The sequence below is a fragment of the Deinococcus sp. LM3 genome, assembly GCF_002017875.1.
Lineage (GTDB): Bacteria > Deinococcota > Deinococci > Deinococcales > Deinococcaceae > Deinococcus.
Window position 1 is genome coordinate 1,815,491 of record NZ_MUFV01000001.1, and the last position, 20,589, is coordinate 1,836,079.

The 20,589-nt window shown below is 70.7% G+C and carries 19 protein-coding genes; 12 read left to right on the forward strand and 7 right to left on the reverse strand.

Features of this window, described 5'->3' with window-relative positions; translation table 11 throughout:
* Window positions 1-228: 228 nt before the first annotated feature.
* The gene (locus BXU09_RS08490; RefSeq protein WP_078301838.1) at window positions 229-1,173 is read right to left on the reverse strand and encodes an ABC transporter substrate-binding protein; all 945 of its coding nucleotides are present in this window, start codon (window positions 1,171-1,173) and stop codon (window positions 229-231) included.
* A 97-nt stretch (window positions 1,174-1,270) separates the two neighbouring features.
* Here BXU09_RS08490 and BXU09_RS08495 point away from each other — a divergent pair, with 97 nt between their 5' ends.
* From BXU09_RS08495 to BXU09_RS08505, 3 genes are all read left to right on the forward strand, one after another.
* Window positions 1,271-1,474 (forward strand): hypothetical protein, encoded by a 204-nt coding sequence (locus BXU09_RS08495; protein ID WP_078301839.1) that lies wholly within the window; start codon window positions 1,271-1,273, stop codon window positions 1,472-1,474.
* Between the two features lie 155 nt (window positions 1,475-1,629).
* A complete protein-coding gene (locus BXU09_RS08500; protein ID WP_240501119.1) occupies window positions 1,630-2,493 on the forward strand; it encodes a hypothetical protein in 864 nt (287 codons plus the stop codon).
* Window positions 2,494-2,657: 164 nt separating this feature from the next.
* Window positions 2,658-4,568, forward strand: coding sequence for a hypothetical protein (locus BXU09_RS08505; RefSeq protein WP_144012035.1), 1,911 nt, complete (start codon window positions 2,658-2,660; stop codon window positions 4,566-4,568).
* A 58-nt stretch (window positions 4,569-4,626) separates the two neighbouring features.
* Here BXU09_RS08505 and BXU09_RS08510 read toward each other — a convergent pair whose 3' ends face one another.
* Window positions 4,627-6,654, reverse strand: a complete 2,028-nt coding sequence (locus BXU09_RS08510; RefSeq protein WP_078301843.1) for a S9 family peptidase — start codon at window positions 6,652-6,654, stop codon at window positions 4,627-4,629.
* Window positions 6,655-6,989: 335 nt separating this feature from the next.
* On the opposite strand from BXU09_RS08510, the gene BXU09_RS08515 reads away from it, so the two are divergent.
* Together BXU09_RS08515 and BXU09_RS08520 are read left to right on the forward strand one after the other, a co-directional pair.
* Window positions 6,990-7,181, forward strand: coding sequence for a hypothetical protein (locus tag BXU09_RS08515; RefSeq protein ID WP_055363991.1), 192 nt, complete (start codon window positions 6,990-6,992; stop codon window positions 7,179-7,181).
* A 221-nt stretch (window positions 7,182-7,402) separates the two neighbouring features.
* Window positions 7,403-8,515, forward strand: coding sequence for a M20 family metallopeptidase (locus tag BXU09_RS08520; RefSeq protein WP_144012036.1), 1,113 nt, complete (start codon window positions 7,403-7,405; stop codon window positions 8,513-8,515).
* Window positions 8,516-8,690: 175 nt separating this feature from the next.
* Here the strand turns inward: BXU09_RS08520 and BXU09_RS08525 are convergent, their stop codons facing one another.
* Window positions 8,691-10,613, reverse strand: coding sequence for a bifunctional diguanylate cyclase/phosphodiesterase (locus tag BXU09_RS08525; protein ID WP_078301846.1), 1,923 nt, complete (start codon window positions 10,611-10,613; stop codon window positions 8,691-8,693).
* A gap of 103 nt (window positions 10,614-10,716) precedes the next feature.
* On the opposite strand from BXU09_RS08525, the gene BXU09_RS08530 reads away from it, so the two are divergent.
* On the forward strand, window positions 10,717-11,013 hold the full coding sequence (locus tag BXU09_RS08530) for a hypothetical protein (protein WP_055363988.1): 297 nt from the start codon (window positions 10,717-10,719) through the stop codon (window positions 11,011-11,013).
* Between the two features lie 47 nt (window positions 11,014-11,060).
* Here the strand turns inward: BXU09_RS08530 and BXU09_RS08535 are convergent, their stop codons facing one another.
* Window positions 11,061-11,726, reverse strand: a complete 666-nt coding sequence (locus tag BXU09_RS08535; RefSeq protein ID WP_078301848.1) for a PIG-L deacetylase family protein — start codon at window positions 11,724-11,726, stop codon at window positions 11,061-11,063.
* Window positions 11,723-11,875, reverse strand: a complete 153-nt coding sequence (locus BXU09_RS20925) for a hypothetical protein (protein WP_168174577.1) — start codon at window positions 11,873-11,875, stop codon at window positions 11,723-11,725. The genes BXU09_RS08535 and BXU09_RS20925 overlap by 4 nt, the downstream gene beginning before the upstream one ends.
* Before the next feature lie 108 nt (window positions 11,876-11,983).
* Between BXU09_RS20925 and BXU09_RS08540 the strand changes: the two genes are divergently transcribed.
* The 6 genes from BXU09_RS08540 (at window position 11,984) to BXU09_RS08565 (ending at window position 17,051) form a co-directional block, all read left to right on the forward strand.
* A complete protein-coding gene (locus BXU09_RS08540) occupies window positions 11,984-13,021 on the forward strand; it encodes a GNAT family N-acetyltransferase (RefSeq protein WP_078301849.1) in 1,038 nt (345 codons plus the stop codon).
* Window positions 13,018-14,007, forward strand: a complete 990-nt coding sequence (locus BXU09_RS08545; protein WP_078301851.1) for a GNAT family N-acetyltransferase — start codon at window positions 13,018-13,020, stop codon at window positions 14,005-14,007. The genes BXU09_RS08540 and BXU09_RS08545 overlap by 4 nt, the downstream gene beginning before the upstream one ends.
* Window positions 14,004-14,960, forward strand: a complete 957-nt coding sequence (locus BXU09_RS08550) for a GNAT family N-acetyltransferase (protein WP_078301853.1) — start codon at window positions 14,004-14,006, stop codon at window positions 14,958-14,960. The genes BXU09_RS08545 and BXU09_RS08550 overlap by 4 nt, the downstream gene beginning before the upstream one ends.
* Before the next feature lie 114 nt (window positions 14,961-15,074).
* Window positions 15,075-15,749: an arginase gene (locus BXU09_RS08555; protein WP_078301855.1), complete on the forward strand. Its 675-nt coding sequence runs from the start codon at window positions 15,075-15,077 to the stop codon at window positions 15,747-15,749.
* Window positions 15,750-15,876: 127 nt separating this feature from the next.
* Entirely contained in the window at window positions 15,877-16,389 is a 513-nt protein-coding gene (locus BXU09_RS08560; RefSeq protein ID WP_144012037.1) for a hypothetical protein, read from the forward strand.
* A 107-nt stretch (window positions 16,390-16,496) separates the two neighbouring features.
* Entirely contained in the window at window positions 16,497-17,051 is a 555-nt protein-coding gene (locus BXU09_RS08565) for a VUT family protein (RefSeq protein ID WP_078301857.1), read from the forward strand.
* A 155-nt stretch (window positions 17,052-17,206) separates the two neighbouring features.
* On the opposite strand, the gene BXU09_RS08570 is transcribed toward BXU09_RS08565, so the two are convergent.
* On the reverse strand, window positions 17,207-19,669 hold the full coding sequence (locus tag BXU09_RS08570) for a glycoside hydrolase family 31 protein (RefSeq protein WP_078301859.1): 2,463 nt from the start codon (window positions 19,667-19,669) through the stop codon (window positions 17,207-17,209).
* A 115-nt stretch (window positions 19,670-19,784) separates the two neighbouring features.
* A complete protein-coding gene (locus BXU09_RS08575) occupies window positions 19,785-20,537 on the reverse strand; it encodes a ribonuclease H (RefSeq protein WP_078301861.1) in 753 nt (250 codons plus the stop codon).
* Between the last annotated feature and the right edge of the window lie 52 nt (window positions 20,538-20,589).

The following is a 20,589-nucleotide window of genomic DNA, read 5'->3' on the forward strand; positions in this document are numbered from 1 at the left end:
ACTCCGTGTGCGGCGGTCTGGACATCAGTGATGTTGGTCATAACAGGCACCTCCTTTCGGTGATTGACACTCAGCGTAGCAGCCAAAAGCGGCGCGTGTCACGAACTCCGGTCGCGGTAGGCCATCACGCCTAGCACACCCGGCCGATGCGGCGGCCCAGCTCGAACACGACAAAAAAGAGAGGCGGGGCGCCCGGTGACTGCGCCCCGCCTCCCGCTGCCCGCGCCCTTACTTCAGCGTCTTGCTGATGAATGCGTTCGTGTAGTAATCGGTGGCTTTCGCCCCGGCCGGCAGTTTGCCCTGCTTCACGAGGGCCGCGACCGCTTTCGTCCACGCGGCCGAGTCCATGGCGCCGATGCCGTTGGCGCGGCTGTACGCGCCGGTCATCAGGGGCGTGCTGGCCTTCAGGACGTCCAGGTTGCCGCTCGCGCCGAACACCGGCTGCGCGAGCTTGAATGCGCGGGCGGGGTCCGCGACCGTGAATTTCAGGCCGCGCTGACTGGCCCGCACGACCTTCTTCGCCAGGTCGCCGCTCAGGCTCTTGCCGGTGCCGATCAGGCCCACGCCGACCATCGGGTACGCGCCGCTGATGTCCAGGGTGTACACGCGCTTGCCGCTCGTGCGGGCCAGTTGCAGCACGTCGTTGTTCGAGTAGCCCACGGCGGCGTCCACCCGTCCGGCGCGCACGGCGTCCACCTGCGTGAACCCGATCGAGTTCAGGCGCACGTCCCGGCCCTCGCTCAGGTCCGCGCTGTCCAGCAGCGCCTGAATGGCGTGGTACGAACTGCCGAACGGCCCCGGAATGCCCACCGACTTGCCCTTCAGGCTGGCCGCGCCGTTCAGGGGCGAGAGGCTGAACACCGTGACCGGGTTCTTCTGGTACATGGTCATCACGTACCGCACGTCCGCGCCCTGGTTGCGGGCGAAGATGGCGTCCTCGGGGTCACCCACCACGAAATCCAGTTTGCCCTGCAGCAGCAGCGGCAGCAGCTGCGACACGTACCCGTGCTGGTAGTTGACCTTCAGGCCCTCCGCCCCGAAGTACCCGAGCTTGTCGGCCACGTAGAACGGCGTGAACTGCACGTCCGGGTTGTACCCCAGGCCGATGTTCACGGTGCGCTGCGCGGACGCGGAGGTCGCCAGCAGGCCCAGCAGAAGGAAGGCGCGTTTCATGAGAACGAGTATAGGCGGCCCGCATGACGCGTCTGTGACTCCTGCCGCCCGCCGCGCCGGGGCATCTGCGCCCGCCCTGCCGTGGCATGCTGCGCGTATGGACCTGGAATCCTGGACGCCCGTGGACAACGCCCGCCGCCTTGCCACCCTGATCGCGGTGGGCGCGGCCATGTTCAGCCTGATGGCCCTGTGGCTGGGCGCGGCGTGGCACCCGCTGCTGGCCCTGCTGGCCGCCGCGCTGACCGGCGTGCTCGTGTGGGCCGCGTCTTTCCGGCTGCTGCGGTCCCTGCTGCGCCGCTGAACAGACCGCCCGCCCCCCGAACGGTGAACGCCCGCGGAAGGGACCTGGCCCACGCGGGTGCTACACTCGGGGGCACGCCCGCACACGGTGACCCCCACCGGTGTCCGGAGCAGCGCCCGTAAGGCGGGCCAGATGCAGGAAAAAGGAGCAATCAGATGACGGACAACAACGAGCTGCGCCCCGGTGAGCAGACGCCAGAAGAACTGCGCGACATTATCCCCCAGCTGGAAGGCGAACCCGACGAGGACGCCGTGCTGGACGCTCAGGAAGCCGAAGCTGAAACCGAAGGTGGCATCAGCGCTGACGGGGCCGAAGGCGAAGAGGAAGAAGAGTACATCGACGCCGACGAACTGCTGGGCGTCCTGGCCGAACTGAAAGAAATGCTCGAAGCCCAGGGCAAGGAAATCCGTGGCCTGCGCCGCGAGATGCGCGAAATGCGCGAAGCCCAGGGCCAGGGTGGCCTGCGCAGCGGCGAGCAGCGCCCCGCGCCCGCCCCCGCGAAGACCGCGGCGGCTACCAGGGCGGCGGCGACCGTGGCGGCTTCCGTCCCCGTGAAGACCGCGGCGGCTACCAGGGTGGCGGCGACCGCGGCGGCTTCCGTCCCCGCGAAGACCGTGGCGGCTACCAGGGCGGCGGCGACCGTGGTGGCTTCCGTCCCCGCGAAGATCGCGGCGGCGACCGTGGTGGTTACCAGGGCGGCGGCGATCGTGGCGGCTTCCGTCCCCGTGACGACCGTGGCGGCTTCCAGGGCGGCGGCGACCGTGGTGGCTTCCGTCCCCGTGACGACCGCGGCGGCGACCGTGGTGGCTTCCAGAGCGGCGGCGACCGCGGCGGCTTCCGCCCCCGTGACGACCGTGGCGGCGACCGTCCCACCTTCCGTCCCCGCGACGACCGCGGCCCCAGCGAAGGCGGCTTCCGCCCCCGCGAAAGCGCCGCGCCCGACGCGACCCCCGACCGCCCCCGCGCCCGCGCGGACCGCGGCTGGAACAACCGCCGCGACGACGAGTAACACCCACTGACAGAAGGGGGCCGGACCACAGCGTCCGGCCCTTTTCCTGTACCCCACCCCATGCAGGCGGTCACGGTGCGGTCACTGCCCGCCCAGCACACTCCGTTCACCTTCAGCGCGCGGGCGGGCCCCATTCCCTCCGCCCGGCCGCCCTGGGGGGATGGAGGGAAGACCATGACCATGAATGCCCGGATGCCCGCCCTGATCCTGCTGACCCTGACCCTGGCCGCCTGCGGAGGAGGTGGAACAGGAACGCCCACGCCTGTCGGAACGCCCGTGACGAACCTCGCGGACAGCGGCGCGGGGAGCCTGCGGGACACCCTCGCCGCCGCCAAGAGTGGCGATACCCTGCGCCTGACCAGCACCGGCACCCTGACCCTCGCCAGCCCACTGACCATCGACAGGGACGTGACGATCATCGCGACCGGCGTGACCATCGACGCCGCCGGGAAAGGCCGCGCGCTGGACGTCGCCAAGGGTGCCACCGTCACCATGCAGGGCGGGACGCTGAAAGGGGGCACCGGAGGGGTGCTGCCTGCGAGTCTTCGCCGTGCAGCACTGAGTGAACCGACCGGCCGCCCCAGTCTGGACGGTGTAGCCCGCCTCCAGTCGGCCAACCTGAACACCCAGGCCGTCACCGTGACGTACGGCGGTGTCCTGAGCAACGCCGGAACCCTGACCCTGGACGGCGTGATCGTCACTGGCGGCAAGGCGAACATAGGCGGTGGCATCTACAACATGGAAGGCGCGACTCTGACGTTGAAGGGCAGCACGAACGTCACCGGCAACGAGGCCACCCTGGCCGCACCTGCCGACGCCACACTCGAGCAGGGGTATGGCGGCGGCATCTTCAATAAGGGTGTTGTCAACCTCATTGACGGGAGTATCAGCGGCAACATAGCCGCGTACAACGGAGCTGGCCTCAGTGGTGGTGTGGGCAGTCGAACCACGGTCAGCGGCGGCAGGATTGATGCCAACGAGACGACCTATCCCGTCACGGTCAGTGCCAATGACACTTCGGGAAGTGCCGGGGGCGGCATCTACACCCTCGGTGACCTGACAGTCTCAGGAGGCAGTGTCAGTGGGAACAAAACCGCCTACTTCGGCGGGGGCATCACGGTGCAGGACTCCTGCATCGACGCTGAATGCACCGCCAGGAACCGTCCCGTCCTGAACATTTCAGGCGGAGTCATCGAGAACAACGAGCAGACCGACAGCAGTGGCAGAGGGGGCGGTGGCGGTATCTGGACTTCAGGCAGAACCGCGATCACTGGCGGGATGGTGAAAGGCAACACGGCGGATTACGGCGGTGGCGTGAATACCTGGTTCGATACCGACATCACGGGGGGGCAGATATCGAGTAACAGGGTGCGGTTCGCTGGGGGCGGCGTCCTGTTCGTGAACAAGGACCGAGTCTTCCATATCGGGGGTTCTGCCCGGATTGATGGCAATACGGCGGTCACGAATGGCGGTGGCATTCAGGTGGGCCGAGCCTCGCAGGTGACGATGGACGGCGGCAGCATCAGCGGAAACGTGGTGACGGGCGATACGGATGGGGGGGGAGGCGTCCGCGTGACCACAGGAAGCACGTTCAACCTCGCGGGTGGGGAGATCAGGAACAACACCGCCGTGAAGACCGGCGGCGGGATCACCGTGAACGGCACCGTCAACATGACCGGTGGCAGCATCACGGGCAACACCGTGACCAACCGGATTGATGCCAGGGATGGCAGTGGTGGGGGCGTGCGGTTGTACGCGGGGGCCAGCATGACGGCCAGTGGCGGGACGATCAGCAACAACGTGGCGTGGTATGGCAGTGGGGTGAAGCTGGACGGTCCGTACCAGCAGTCGGGGCGGTCGACGTTCGTGCTGTCTGGCGCGACGGTCAGTGGGAACCGGGCGGATGACAACAACGTGGCGGGTGGCTTCTGGAATGACGGGTCGTTGAGCATCACGGCGGGCAGCGTGACGGGCAACACGGCGCGTGTGGGGGCGGGGGTGTACAACACGCGGATCGGGCTGTACTCGCAGACGGGCGGGAGTGTGTCGGGGAACAACCCGGACAACGTGTACAACGTGCCCTGAGTGCCATGACACGGGGCGGAGGTTCGCCGTGAACCTCCGCCCCGCTCTGCTGCCTGGGTCAGGCGGTGGCTGTTTCGGCGGGTGCGGTGCTGGGCGCGAGGTACCGGTCGAGCCAGTTCAGGTATTCGGTCAGGCGGGTGAGGCGGCGGTCCGGGCGGCCGGAGCGGGACAGTTCGTGGTCCTCGCCGGGGAAGCGCACGAAGCGCGTGGGCACGCCGTGGAGGGTGAGGGCGGCGTACCACTGTTCGGCCTGTTCGATGGGGCAGCGGTGGTCGAGGACCGAGTGGACGATCAGGGTGGGGGTCTTCACGTTCTCGACGTACTGGAGGGGGCTCATGTCCCAGAGTTTCAGGGTGTCGGCGCGGCGGTGGAAGTTCAGGCCGAGTTCGTCGTCCCAGAAGCGCAGGCCGATGTCGCTGGTCCCGCCGAAGGACAGGAGGTTGCAGATGCTGCGGTCGGTGATGGCGGCCTGGAAGCGGGTGGTGTGCGCGGTGAGCCAGTTGGTCATGAAGCCGCCGTAACTGCCGCCCATGACGGCGGTGCGCGTGCGGTCGAGGCGGGGGTGGGTGTCCAGGCAGGTGTCGAAGAAGGTCAGGATGTCGCTGGCGTCGACGGTGCCCCAGCGGCCGTGGATGACATCCACCCAGGCCTGTCCGTAGCCGAGGCTGCCGCGCGGGTTGCTGTAGCAGATGGCCTGTCCGCGCGCGGCGTACAGCTGGAATTCGTGCGTGAAGGCGTGCCCGTAATCGGTGTGCGGGCCGCCGTGAATGCTGAGCAGGGCGGGCACGGTGTCGGTCCCGTCGGGCAGCAGGATCCAGCCTTCGCCCTCGCCGAGGTCGGTGGGGAAGGGCACGCGGGTAGGGGTGCGGGCCGGGAAGGGGAGGTTCGCGTGTAGGTGGGTGACCTGGGTGCCGTTCAGGATGATTTCGGGGAAGCGGTCGGCGCGTTCGCTGATGTGGGCGAGGCCGCCGCCGCGCGCGGTGAAGGCCGGAATGACGGCCTGTGGGTCGTGGGTGTGGGCCTGGACCGTTCCGGGCTGGTCGCCTTCGCCCAGGGTGGCGGTGAACAGGCCGCAGCTGCCGCGCACGGTCGCGGAAAACAGCAGGGTGTGGTCGTCCAGCCACACGGGTCGTTCGGGTAGGGCGCCCACGTGGCAGTCACCGCCCACGCCGTTGCCGACCGGGTGGTCGTGCCCGGCGTCCAGGCGGACGGGGGCAGACTCGCGGCTGTGCAGGTCGCGGCTGTCCAGATCGCTGTGCAGGGGCAGCAGGTACAGGTGGGTGTGTTCGGTGTTGCCCTGCCCGGCGGGGCGGCCCAGCAGCGCGAACCGCTGGCCGTCCGGGTGCGGGATCACGGCGCTCACGGCGGACGCCCAGCGCGTGACCTGCCGCAGCTCGCCGTCCAGCGGCAGGTGCCAGACTTCCTGCTGCCACTGCGCGCCCGCCAGTTCGTCGGTGGCGGCCACGAACAGTACGCCGCTGCTGTCCGGGAGCCACGCCACGTCGCTGATTTCCACCTCCGGGGCGTGCCAGACGCTCAGTTCGCCGCTGGCGACATGCAGGCGGTACAGGCGGGCGGGCGTTTCGGGCAGCCAGTCGCGGCCGTTGAAGCGGTAGCGGGGTCTGGTGATCACGCGGGCCTCGCCACGCTCGTCGCGTCTGTCCTCGTCGTCGCCGGTACTCGTGAAAGCGATGAACTGCCCGTCCGGGCTCCAGAGGGGGGCGCTCACGCCGCCGCGCAGGGTCGTCACGCGCCGCGCCTCGCCGCCCGTCAGGGGCAGCAGGTGCAGTTGCGGACCGCCCTCCGCGCCCTTGCGGGTAAAGGCCAGCGTCTGCCCGTCCGGGGACCAGCGGGGGGTGCCGTCGCGGTCCTCGCCGTGCGTCAGGGCGCGGGTGTGCGTGCCGTCGGTCAGCCAGACCTGCGAGCGGTAACGCGGTTGCGGGAAGTCCGCGTCGGGCTTGCGGGGGTTGTCCTCCTCGATGCGGGTCAGCACGAACGCCGCCTGCCGTCCGTCCGGGCTGACCTGCGGATCTGACGGGAACACCAGCGAAAGCAGACTTTCCGGGCCGGGGGTGGATGAATTCATGGCGTTCAGTCAATCACACGGGCGCCCTGTACGCCGGCGCAGAGGCAGCGCGCGTGTCCGCGTGGCATGAACGCCGGATTCATGATGGCTTGCTCAACGTGGATAGAGTTTTTCCTTCCTATTTCTATACAGGTGGCGGCTAGTCTGAACGTACCGGCCCAACAGGCCAGAGGAGCAGTCCAGTGTCGGTGAACCGCCGGGTTCACCGGACTGCGCCTCACACGGCCAGACCTGACCAACCGACCCGTTTCTTGATCGAGCCGGACCTGCTTCTTTTCTCTCCGGCGGCGCCCCTGGTGTCCGTCACGTCCTACCCGTCCTACTGGAGGTCTGTCATGCAAGAACTGTCCTGCACCTGGGTTCCTGGAACCTTCGATATCGTTCGCCTGAAGTTCGCCGGTCGCACCGTCGAGATGACCGCCACCCGCCTCGCCCGGCTGTTCGGGAAACAGGCGCTGCATGACCTGTACCTCAAGGGCAGCGCCCGCCTGAAAGTGGACGCCCGCGAGATCGCCCTGCTGAGCTGATACGGCCTCCGGCTGAAGGGTCTGCAAGAACCGTTCGGTCCGAGCGGACGCGACCCGTAGAGTTGCCCCGCCGGGGTATCCATAGGTCCGACCAGAGAGCCGCCGCAGGCCAGACCTGACGGCGGCTCTCTGGTTCCCCTGTGCCGCTGAATCCTGTGCCGCTGAACGCCGCTGTCAGGCGTGCGGGCCCGCCGGGTCAGCAGAGGCGTAGCATGCGGCTCATGCCTGAATTCGATACTCCGGACCTGAACGCCATGCAGGCCGACCTGCGCACCCTGGCCAGCATCGAGAGTCCGTCCGGTGACCCGGTCGCCGTGCAGCGGGTCATGGACGTCGTGGAGGACTGGGCGCGTGACCTGGGAGCCGAAACGCACGCCCTGGGCGGCGGCACCCGCGTCTTCCGCTTCGGCGTGCAGGCGGGGCAGCCGGACCGTCCCGTGCTGGTCCTCACGCACGCCGACACCGTCTGGCCGCACGGCACGCTGGAACACATGCCGCTGCGCGTGGACGGCGAGCGCCTGTACGGCCCCGGCACGTACGACATGAAGGCCGGCATCGTGGGCCTGTTCCACGCGCTGCGCGCCCTGGACGGCCACTGGCCGCGCGGGGGCATCACGGTCCTGCTGTCCCCGGACGAGGAGATCGGCAGTCCCGGCAGCCGCGCCCACATCGAACGCGCCGCCCACGAGGCGCGGGTCGCGCTGGTCGTCGAGCCGCCCGTCGCGGACACCCACGCCCTGAAAACCGGACGCAAGGGCACCGGCGACTTCAGCCTCACCCTGACCGGCGTCGCCAGTCACGCCGGGAACCGCCCGGAGGACGGCGCGAGCGCGGTCACGGCCGCCGCGCAGGCCGTGCTGGACCTGCAGGCACTCGCCCGGCCGGACGTCGGCACGACCGTCAGCGTGGGCCTGATCAGCGGCGGCAGCGCCGTGAACGTCATTCCCGCCCACTGCACGCTGCACCTGGACCTGCGGGTCAGTACCCTCGCGGAGGCCGAACGGGTGGACGCCGCCGTGCGCGCCTGGACGCCCCGCGACCCGCGCGTGACCGTGCAGGTCGCCGGCGGCCTGAACCGCCCGCCCTTCGAGCAGAGCGAAGGGACGCTGGCCCTGTACGCGCAGGCGCGCGACATCGCCCTGGAGCTGGGCTTCGACCTGCCCAGCGCCGTCGTGGGTGGCGGCAGCGACGGAAACTTCACCGCGCCGATCATCCCTACCCTGGACGGCCTGGGCGCCCCCGGCGACGGAGCGCACGCCGCGCACGAGCACGTCCGCCTGGACCGCTGGCCCGACCACGTGCGCCTGCTGACCCGCCTGCTGCGCGAAGTCTGAACGTCCGTCCGGTTCGTTGACGACCCGGTGCCCGTCCGGTCATACGGATTCCGTTTGTTTCGCCGACACTCCGGAACTTCACCGGATTGCCAGCTCCACGTCCGGAACCCGTTTCTCTCCTTCTCGCTTCGCTCGGATTGAATGGGCTTTGCAGCCCATTCAATCGGAGTCCGTATCAGTGAATCAGGCGGCCCGGCTGCGGCGTTTCGGCAGGCTGGGCGGGCTGCTGGAGCAGGCGTTCGGTCAGTTCGGTGCTGTTCATGGGCAGGGCCAGACCGTACCCCTGTCCCAGCTGGCAGCGCAGCGTCCGGACGGCGCTCAGGTGTGCGGGCGTCTCGATGCCCTCGGCGGTCACGTCGGCACCCAGGTTGCGGGCGATGCCGGTCACGGCCTGCGTGAGGGCCTGCGCGAACTGCGCGGCGGCCGGGTCGGTCAGGTCGGCCGTGATGGAACGGTCGAGTTTCACGCCGGTGATCGGCAGGGTCCGCAGGCGCATCAGGTTCGAGTACCCGGACCCGAAATCGTCGATGCTGATCTGCACGCCCATCTCGCGCAGTTCATGCAGGGTGCGGGCGGTGCGGGCGTCCTCGTACAGCACGGCGGTTTCCGTCAGTTCCAGTTCCAGGCGGGCCGGGGGCAGGCCGCTGCGGGTCAGGGCGGCCTGCACGGTCGCGCGGAACTCGAACTGCAGCAGCTGTACGGCGCTGACGTTCACGCTGATGGTCAGGTCCGGCCAGGCCAGCGCGGCGCGGCACGCCTCGTTCAGGACCCAGGTGCCGATGGGCGTGATCAGGCCGCTGCGCTCGGCGACCGGAATGAACTCGGCCGGTGATACGCGGCCCAGGGTGGGGTGCGTCCAGCGCAGCAGCGCCTCGGCCTTCACGATCCGGTGGTCCGCCAGTCGGTACACCGGCTGGAATACCAGCGTCAGCTCCTGGCGGGGCAGGGCGCCGCCCAGTTCCCGCGCCAGCAGTTGCGAACGTTCGGTCAGGGCGTCCTGTTCCGGGTGGTAGCGGCGCAGGCGGCGGCGTCCGGCGCGTTTCACGGCGAACAGGGCGCTGTCGGCGTGCCGCAGCAGTTCGTCCGGGTCGCTGGAATCGTGTGGGTACAGGGTCAGGCCGATGCTCAGGGTGGTTTCCACGCCCACCTGCGCGCTCGGTTCGATGGCCGCCTCGTGCAGGAGCGTCTGCCCGGTCCAGTCCGCCTGTTCGGGCGTCACGCCGGGCAGCAGGACCACGAACTCGTCGCCGCTCAGGCGGTACACCTGGGCGTCCGGGCCGCTCAGGCGTTCCAGTTCGCGCGCCAGGATGCACAGCAGCGTGTCGCCCGCCGGGTGTCCCAGCGTGGCGTTCACGATCTTGAAGCCGTCCACGTCCACGTGCAGCAGCGCGAACGACGCCGAGCCGGGCTGCGTCATGCGGCGCAGGTCCTCCTGCAGGCGCGTCCGGCCCGGCAGGCCGGTCAGCAGGTCGGTGCTGCTGAGGGCGCGCAGGGCGTTCTGCTCGCCGCGCCGCTGCCCCAGGTCCTCGTGCCGCTGCATGAACAGCGACGTGAGGTGCAGCGTCACGGCGGCCGAGAGGTTCAGGTGCAGCAGCGCCCGGATCACGTCCGGTTGCAGCGGCTCTCCGCGCAGCAGCGGCGCGAGCAGGATCACGCCGCTCAGGGTGGCGACGCCGGCCAGCAGGGCGTTCAGGACGTTGATCATGGACCGGGGCGTGTCGGCCACCAGCCGCCACAGGAACAGCGTGGGGAGCCACACCATCGTCTCGATCAGTTCCGGCACCAGCACCGCCGGCTCGTGGACCACGGCTGCCAGCAGCGCCAGTTTCACGGTCAGAAACGCGGCGCAGCTGAGCAGCAGCGTCAGCGCCAGCGTGGTCTGGGTGGCCCAGCGGCGCGCGGTGGCCAGCCAGATTCCGCTGAGCAGGGTCAGGAGCATCAGGTTCAGCGGCAGGTCGTAGGTCCGGTCCCAGGCGTCCTGCCGGGAGAACACCTGCAACGCCCCGATGAACAGCACGAGGACCGGCAGGACCACCAGCATCGACAGCCGCCAGGTCTCTGGCAGCGGCGCGGCAGGGGAGGGGGCGGTGCGGCGCATATGGGTTCAGTGTATGAACCGTTTCCACACAGTTTTCATACGAACCGGCCGGATCAACGCCCGCCGGGGAGGCTGCCCCGGCAACCGATATGCTGCGGGAACGATGTTCAACCTGTTCAGCAAGAAGCCGCCCGCCAACCCGCACGTCAAGCAGGACGACCCGCAGACGTTCCGCGTGCGCGTCCGCACCCGCCCGCACGCCGAGGTCGTCGAGTTCCGCTTCACCAAGGGCGCCCACATCGGCATCGACGACGACGGCACGTACCTGTTCCGCAAACCGGTCGTCAGCCCGCAGCACTTCGACCGGGGCGAACTGCTCGTGCGCTTCGACCGCCACTACCGCGTCACCGCCACCGACGGCGAGAACGTGGACTTCATTCCCGTCAGCGACTGGGAATAGGGACGCGGGAGGCTGTTCCCGCCTCTCACGCCCTCTTCCCGCGCCGCTCACCTCACCTCGTGGAAGGTCTCCTGGGTCACGCGGTCCGGGTACTTGCGGATGAAATCCACGGTGCTCAGCGCCTGCGTGCGGTGGCAGGCGATGGCCTGCAGTTTGCGCACGATGAAGCGCGTCACGTCATGGCGGACGTTCGGCGGCAGCCACTCGGCCCGCAGCGCCTCGTTCTCCGGCGGCACGTCGCTGGCGTAGTACCACAGGCGGGGCCGCTCGCCGGGCGGCAGGGCGTCCCAGGCGGCCTTCACGGCGCGGTGCGTGGTCACGTGGTCCGGGTGGCCGTTACTGCCGTTCGGCGGGAAGGTCAGCACGATCTCCGGGCGCAGGCGGGTCATGGCCTCGCTCGCCACTTCCACCAGGGCTTCCAGCGGCTCGTCTTTCAGGTACTTGTCCGGAAAGCGGTGATGTTCGAACACGCTGCCGCCCGCCACCGCTTCGGGGGTGGTCAGGCCGATCACGTCCAGGCACGCGGCGAGTTCCACTTCCCGCATCCGCGCGAGTTCCTGCGGCGTGTCGCACAGGCCCAGCGTGCGGCCCGCCTCGCCGCGCGTCAGCGTCACCAGCCCGCAGGCCTCCCCGGCTTCCAGGTGGCCCATCAGCGTCCCCGAAGCGCCGTACACCTCGTCGTCCGGGTGCGGCACGATCAGCAGCAGTTTCATGCGGACTCCGTCTGCTGCGTGGTCAGATCGGAAGGACGCCGCTCTGCCCACTCCGCGCCCGGAGCCCACTCTTCTCCCACTCGCATCCGCTCGGATGGAATGGCCTTGACCAGCCATTCCACCGGAGTCCTGTTCAGTTCCTTGCTCATCCGCCCAGCATAGGCCCGCATGCGCGTCACCGCGTGGGGCACGCCGCCGGGGCCGCGTAGGCGTGCTGGCAGATGCGGCCCCGGCCGGGCGACCCGCATGATGGACGCATGACTGCCCTGCCCACCTTCACGCTGCGCGAGCCGCGCAAACCCGACGATTTCGCCCAGATCGCGGCCCTGCTGAGCGCCGCCGACCCCGACTGGCCGGTCACGCCGGACCTGCTGGCCGTCTGGGACGCCGCGCACGACCCGGCGCTGTACCGCCTTGAACTGGTGGCCGAACAGTCGGGGCGGATCGTGGGCGTGGGCCACGTGGGTCACGACGACTTCGCGTTCGAGGAGTGGCGGTACTTCGGCGGCGTGACCGTGCATCCGGACGCGCGGCGGCGTGGCGTCGGGTCGGCGCTGTACGGCGCGCTGATGGACCGGGCGCGGGAACGGGGCGCGCAGGACATCCGCACCATGCTCAGCGACCAGGACCGCGACGCGCCGGGCCGGGCGTTCCTGGCCGCGCGGGGCTTCACGCGCACCTGGGACCGCTTCGAGTCCCGCCTGAACATCGCCGGGGCCGACCTGGACGCCTTCGACGACCTGATGGACGCCGTGGCGGCAGGCGGCGTGCAGCTGCGCTCCGTCGCGGACCTCGCCGGTGACCCCGAACGTGACCGCCGCCTGTGGGAACTCGACTGGCAACTGTTCCAGGACGTGCCGATGGGACAGACCCTGACCCGGCGGCCCCTGGACGCGTGGCTGAAACAGGAACTGCACGACCCGACCTTCAGCCACGAGCTGTCCTTCGTGGCGGTACGCCCGGAACTGAACGACCCCCTGACCGGCCCGTACGTGGGCTACAGCACCCTGATGAGCAACCCGGCGGGCTTCTACGTGATCGGCATGACCGGCGTGCGCCGCGAGGAGCGGGGGCGCGGCGTGGCCAAAGCCCTGAAGGTCGCCGCGATGCGCGCCCTGGTCGCCGCCGGGGGCGGCGAGATCCGCACCTTCAACGACCCGCCCAACCGGGCCATGCTGAACATGAACCGGGCGCTGGGGTTCCAGCGCGGCCCCACCCACAGCCGCTACGAACTGCACCTGGACCCCGTGACCGGCGAGCGCCGCCCCATCGCAGCGCTTCAGGACCCCGCATGACCGCGCCCTTCACGCTGCGCCCCGCCACGGACGCCGACCACGCCGCGCTGGCCGACCTGATGACAGCCGTGAATCCCCGCCACCCCCTGAGCGCGGCCGCGCTCGACCACCACCTGGACACCCTGCGCGGGCACCCGCTGGGCCTGCACGTGGCCCTCTGGACCGCCGAAACCACCCGCGACGGCCAGCCGGCGCTGCTGGGCGTGGCGTCCGTCATGCAGTTCGCGGGCATGTACCACCCGGACCGCTACCACGCCGAGGTGGGCGTGCACCCCGCCGCGCGCGGGCAGGGCGTCGGGCGGGCGCTGGCCGCCACGCTGGAAGACCACCTGCGCGGGCGAGGCGCACGCGAGGTCCTGGCCGGCGCGTACGAGGACGACCCGGACTCGCTGGCGTTCCTGAACCGCCGGGACTTCCGGGAAGTCATGCGCTTTTTCGACAACGTCCTGACCCTCGCGGACTTCGACCCGGACGCCTGGGCCGCCCAGCGCGCCCTGCCGGCCGGGGTGCGGGCCGTCACGTACGCCGACCTGTGCGCCCAGCTGGGCGAGGACGCCGCCCGTGACGCGTACTACCGGGGGTTCCAGCAGGCGCGGGCCGACGTGCCCCGCACCGCCCCCGCCACGCCCGTCACGCCCGAGGACTTCCGCCAGCGCCTGCAGGCCCCGCATTTCCTGCCGGGCGGCGTGCTGCTGGCCGTCACCGAAGGCGGCGAGGTCGCGGCGCTGTCCGAACTGGAACTCGAGGACGGCGACCCGCACCGCCTGAACACCGGCCTGACCGGCACCGCCCGCGCCTGGCGGCGGCAGGGGCTGGCGCTGGCGCTGAAACTCCGCGCCCTGGACCTCGCCCGCGACCTGGGTGCCCGCGAGGTCTGGACCGGGAACGCCACCACCAACGCCCCCATGCTGGCCCTGAACGAGCGCCTGGGCTTCCGGCCGCGCGTCGCGTGGGTCGAGATGCAGCGCGGCCGGGTGGACGGATGACCACCGTGACCCCCATCGCCGGGCACGAGTGGGACGCGGCGGCCGCCATCCTGACCAGCGCGAATCCGCACGACCCCCTGACCGGCGAGGAGTACCGCCACCAGATGCGCGATCAGCAGGACTGGGGGCACGGCTGGGCCGTCCTGGTGGCCCGCGACGCCACAGGGGTGGTGGGCGTCGCCGGGTACCACCAGAACCCCGGCGCGTTCCACCCGCACCGCTACGACCTGGACCTTGCCGTCGCGCCGGACGCCCAGGGACGTGGGGTCGGCGCGGCCCTCTGGGACACCCTGGCCGCCGACCTGCGCGCCCGGCACGCCGAATCTGCCCGCATCCTGGCCCGCGAGGACCACCCGGTCGCGCCGGACTTCCTGACCCGCCGGGGCTTTACGGGTAGCAAGCGGTACTTCATGTCCACCCTGCACGTCCCGGACTTCGACCCTGCCCCGTACGCCGCGCTGGAAGATCGCGTGCAGGCGCGCGGCGTCCGCATCCGCAGCCTGGCCGACCTGCGCGCGGCGGGCACTCCGGACCTCGTGGGCCGCCTGCACGCCCTGATGAACGACGTGCGGCAGGACGTGCCCCGCGCCGAACCCGCCACGCCCCTGACCCGGCAGGTGTTCGAGGACGCCATCCTCGGCGAGCCCGGCCTGCTCCCCGACGCGTACCTGATCGCCGAGGCCGGCGGGCAGTGGATCGGTCAGACGGTCCTGTTCCGCAGCGACGCCAGCCCCGACCTCCTGACTGGCCTGACCGGCGTGACCCGCCCCTGGCGCGGCCAGGGCGTCGCCACCGCCCTGAAACTCGCCGCGATCCGCGCCGCCCGCACCCTGGGCGCCCCCACCATCCGCACCGACAACGCCAGCGATAACGCCCCCATGCTCGCCATCAACGACCGCCTGGACTTCGTGCGCGACCCCGCCAGCGTGTCCTACGTGATCCGCTTCGGGTGAAGCAGGGGAGTGGGCAGTGGGTGGTCTTGACATGGGCGGGCAGGCCGCGCACACGCTGCCATCTGCCATCTGCCATCTGCCATCCGCCATCCGCCATCCGCGTAAGCTGTGTCCGTGCTGCTGAGTATCGACTGGGACGCTTTCTCGGGAACGCGGGAACTGGTGTTCGACGCGCCCATCTGGGGCACCCGTGACCGCGAGGAGGACCGCCTGGACGCCTGGACTGCGCGTGCCCGCAGACGCGGCGGCACCTGGGCGGCGCTGGACGCCGACTTTCCGCTGTATCCCGGCTGGGAGGCCCTGCGCGCCTACGCGGGCGTGCCGGCCTTCGTGACGCTCAGCCACGCGGACGCCTGGACGTGGCTGGAAACGCACCCCGGCCTGGACGTGCTGAACGTCGATTCCCACCACGACCTGGGCAGCCGCAGCGGTGACCCCGCGCGGGTGCGGCCCGGCAACTGGGCGGGCCTGGGACTGGCGCGTGGACTGATCGGTCACGTCACCACCCTGTACCCCGACTGGCACGCGGACCTGCCCGTCGCGGAGGGGCACGACCTGGACCGCACGCGCGGCGAGATCCGCGACCTGCTGCCCCCCGCGCTGCTGGACCGCGTGACCCTGACCCGGCAGGCGCGACCCGGCGCGGGTCTGCCGGACCCGGCGCGGGTGACCAGCCTGCTGCTGGTGCAGTCGCCCGCCTGGACGAACCCCGCGCACGACGCGGCCTTCCTGTCGCTGGCCGCCGACCTGCGGGCCGCCCCCATCGTGCCGCCGCTGGCCCGACCCTGACCGGGTATTCCCCCGACAGGTTGGCCTGCATCCTTGCAAGCGGCCCGCAGCGGCAACGCCTACAATGACGGGGTAGAGGAACCCGCAGCAGTCCCCCACCTGCGTTTCCGCGCGATCAGGAGCCGACGTGACCAGTATTCACACCGATGAACAGACCCTTCCCGCCACCTACCAGGTCGGCGTGTTCGCCCTGATCCGCAACCGGGACGCCTACCTGATCATTCAGCCGCGTCAGCCGCTGCTGCCCGGCGGACGCCAGGGCCTGCCCGGCCTGCTGCTGGGTGCCAGCAGCGGCCTGAACCTCGTCGAGATGAACCTGCGCCGCGTGGTCCGCGAGCAGGTGAAACTGGTGGTCAGCGACCTGAAACTCGTCGGGTCGCACGCCTCGCGCAGCCCGCAGGACAGCGGCGCGGACGCCCGGCTGAACCTGATCTTCGGCACCGAGTACAGCGCCGGGATTCTCGACCCGAACCCCGAACAGGTCAGCGCCGCCGACTGGATTCCCCGCAGCGAGATCCTCGAAGCGGGCGCGTACCCCGAATGGCTCCAGAGTGCCGTCCGCGAACTGGAAACCGTGAATTCCCCGGCCAGCACACCGGAACCCGCGCCGTCCCGCCTGCGTTTCGGCCGCCGCCGCTGACCCCCCCCTGCGGCCCCCGCCAGCTCCCGCCCCTCTGAAAGCCGTCATGGGTTAAGCTCGTGGGCGGCCCGTGACCTGTGCTGTCGCTGCGGCCGGAGGTCACCCCTATGAAACCCACCCCCGCGCGGAGCCTGCTCGCCCCGCTGCCCCTGCTGCTGATCGCCCTGTACGCCCTGAGCATCCTGCTCGCCAACCTGACGCTGAACACCTTCGTGCCGCTGCCGCTGTACGGCCTGCTCAGCGTGGGGACCATCTTCTTCGCGGCCGTGTTCACGCTGCGTGACCGCATTCACCGTGCGGGCGGCCTGAACGCCGTGTACGTGGCCATTGCCGCCGCGCTGATCGTGAACACCGTCGTCGCCCTGCTGACCGGCACGCCCTGGCGGTTCATCGGCGCGAGTTTCCTGGCGATCCTGGCCGGAGAACTGGCCGACACCGCCGTGTACCAGCGCCTGATCCAGCGCAACTGGTGGACGCGGGTCCTGGCCAGCAACGCCGTGAGCGTCCCGCTGGACAGCGTGCTGTTCAACCTGCTGGCCTTCTGGGGCGACATGCCCGCCTCGCAGATCGCGCAGATCATCTTCGCGGACATCGTGATCAAGTACCTGATCGCCGCGCTGTTCGCGTTCCGCATCCGCCGGGCCGCGCGCGCCGCCACCTGACCCAGACACCGATTGAATGGCTTGCAAAGCCGCTGGGCCCGAGCGGCCGCGACTCGTAGAGCGGCCCCGCAGAGGAGGAGCTGGGCGGGTTCCGGGCGTGGAGTTGACGACCCGGTGTCCTTCCGGGTCGTCAACGAAACAGACGGCAGTCCGTATCAGTCGATGGGCAGCGCGTCGGTTGGCGCCGTGTCGTCGTCGTCCTCGTCCAGGTTCAGCGTCACGGTCTGCCAGCGGGCCGGGAGGGTCAGGCGCAGCACGCCGTCCTCGTAGGCGAAACTGGCCGCGCCCTGCACCTCACGCACGTGCGACAGACCCAGGATGTGCAGGGCCTCGCGCTGCTCGAAGGGGGGCGCGTCACCCTCGGCCTCGCGGCGGATGACGAGGCGCGTGCCCTGCCGCTCGCCGACCAGTCGGGTCAGGCGCCCCCCGGCCGGGCCGTCCCCGGCGTCCTCGAACAGCTGCCCGATGAAGCCCGCCGGGCCCGCGTGCACCAGCCACGACAGCCGTTCCCAGCGCGCCGAGGTGGTGTGCAGCGCGGGTTCCGTGACCGGGATGGCCTCGCCGGCCCGCAGGTACATGGGCAGCGTGTGCAGCGGCGCGTTCGCCACGACGTGCTGCGCGCCCGCATGGACGGCCCCGAACTCCGAGAGGTTGAACACTTCCGCCCAGCGGCCCGCCGGGAGGTACACCAGTCGGCGGCGGTGCCCGGCCCGCAGGACCGGCGCGACCATCAGGCCCTCGCCCAGCAGGTACTGCGTGTCCTCGCGCACGGCGTCCTCGTCGGCCGGCCAGTGCAGCGCCAGCGGGCGCATGACCGGCAGGGCCGTGCGGGTCGCCGCCTGCGCCAGGGTATACAGGTGTGGCAGCAGCCGGTAGCGCAGTTCCAGCGCCGCGCGGATCACGTCCGTGAAGGTGTCCCCGAACCGCCAGGGTTCCTGATCGGCCGTGCCCAGCGCCGAGTGGTTGCGCAGGAACGCGTACCCGACCGCCGCCTGGTACCAGCGGGCCAGTAGCTCCCCGGTCGTGTCCCCGCCGAAGCCGCCCACGTCGGCCCCCGCGAACGGAATGCCGCTCAGGCCCAGGCCCTGGATCATGGGGAGGCTCAGGGACAGGTGCGACCACGTGGCTGTGTTGTCCCCGGTCCAGACGGTCGCGTGCCGCTGAATGCCCGCGTACCCGGCCCGCGTGAGAATCCACGGGCGCACCTGCGGACTGAACTTCGCGTACCCGGCGCGGCTCGCCTCGCTCATGCCGTTCGCATACGCGTTGTGCACCTCCAGGTGCGGGCGGTTCCCGTGCCGCGCGTCGTACGGCAGGGTCTTGCCCTCGGTTTCACGCGGCTCGCGCAGGCTGAAGCACGCGGGCTCGTTCATGTCGTTCCACTGGCCCTGAATCCCGGCGTCCGCGAAGAACTTGTGCCGCCCTGCCCACCAGTTCACCACCTCGGGCCGCGTGAAATCCGGGAACACCGCCGGGTCCGGCCAGACCTCGCCGACCAGCACGTCCCCGCGCGCCGTGCGGACCAGATGATCCCCACGCACGGCCTCCTCGTACACGTCGTACCCGGCCTCCACCTTCACGCCCGGATCGATGATCGGCACGAGTTTCACGCCCTGCGCCCCCGCCTCCCGCACGAACGCCCGCAGGTCCGGGAAGTTCGCGCGCTGCACCGTCCACACCTTGTACGCATCCATGTAATCGATGTCCACGTACACGCTGTCCAGCGGCAGCCCCCGGTCCCGGTACCCCTGAATCACGTCCCGCAGGTCCTGCGCCGTGCGGTACCCCCAGCGGCTCTGACCGGCCCCCAGCGCCCACAGCGGCGGCATCGGCGCGTACCCCGTCAGGTCCGCGTACCGCCGCAGCACATCCGCCGGACGCGGCCCGGACAGCACGTACACGTCCAGCTCCGGCCCCGCCGACGCCCACCGCAACTCGTGCGGATGCGCGCGCGCCACGTCCGCCTCCATCCGCCACGGCTCGTCCACGAACACCCCGTGTGCCCGGCCCCCATGCAGCACCGTCGTGAACGGCACCGACACGTACAGCGGGTCCGTCTCCGTGTGGTGCGGGAAGCAGTCCGTGTTCCAGAAGGTCAGGTGCATGCCACGCTTGTCGATCGGCCCGACCCGCTCCCCGAACCCCAGGAACGCCGCGCCCTCCGGCGCGTCCAGGCTCAGGCGCGAGCGGCGCAGGTTGAAGCGCTCGGCATCCAGCGCCGGCCGCTGCGTGGGCGCCTCGCCGCCCCACACGGGGGCCGACACCAGCACCCGCGCCGACGACCCACTCCCCGTCAGCACCTGCCACGCCCCCGACACGCGGTTCAGCCGGAACGACAACCCGCCCCCGATCACCAGCAGCTCGTCCTCCAGGTCCGCCGCATTCAGGCTCAGGCCCCCCGGCAGGTCCGGCCGCACCGCGAAACTCTGCTTGACCGGCACGCGCGGAAACCCCAGCGAGTTCGCCCGCGCCTCCGGCAGCAACCGCACCCGCAGCACCCCCGGCAACGGCGCCGACACCACCAGCACGTCCGACTCGCCCCACACGCGCACCTCGGACCCCTGCCCGCCAGCCGCCGCCACCCCACCACTTTCCACCGCGAACGAAGAGAATCTCATGATGGACCCAGCGTAGCGCGACAGGAGTCAATGGTTGAAAGTTGATGGTTGACAGTCAGAAGAAGCGCGGCTCCATCGACTATCAACCTTCAACCATCAACTTTCACCGGTCCCCTCAGCCTACGCCCAGGAATTCGACCTGCACGCCGTTCTCGTCGGCGGCGCGGCGCGCGAGTTGCAGCGTCGCCTGCGCGCCCGCCCGTAGCGCCCGCTCGGGCCGGTGCCACAGGGCCTGCGCGACCCGGCTGGCGCGCCGCACCACCAGCACCTCGCCCGGCAGGGCCAGCCCCACCGCGGCCAGCAGCGCCTGCGCGCTCGGCGGGACCTCGGACATCACGTCCAGCGACACGTGCGCCGTCACGCGCTCCCCGGCGCGGCGCAGGCTCACGCGGGCCTCGTCGCCGGCGGCGCGTTGCTCGATCAGCACGTCCGACCGGGTGGCCGTCAGGCCCGGCGTGCCCAGGCCCCGCCGCGCGTCGTTCGCCAGCTCGTGCGCCGTGAGCATGTGCCGCCGCGTGCGCGGCGCGTACCGCACGCGCAGCCCCACGCGCCGCGCCGCGACCTCCTCCAGTACCTCGCGGGCCGCGTCCGTCAGCACCTCCGGCCCCCGCCCGCGCCCGACCGACGCGATCACCGCCTCGTTATCCGTATGCACCGTCAGCGCCTCGCCGGGCGGCGCGGCCCGCACGGCCTCCAGCACCGCGCGCACCTCGGCCGCGTTGTTGTCCGGGGCGCGCAGCTGCCCCTGAAACCGCGCCGGCAGTTGCCCCGGCACGATCAGCACCAGCCCCCAGCCGCCCACGCCCACCAGCCGCCCCTCGGCGTCCGGTCCCTCGTTCCAGCTGGCATCCACGAACGCCTGATTCACGCCGCACCACCCCCCACACGCACCGCGCGCTGACCGTCATTCTTCACGGCGA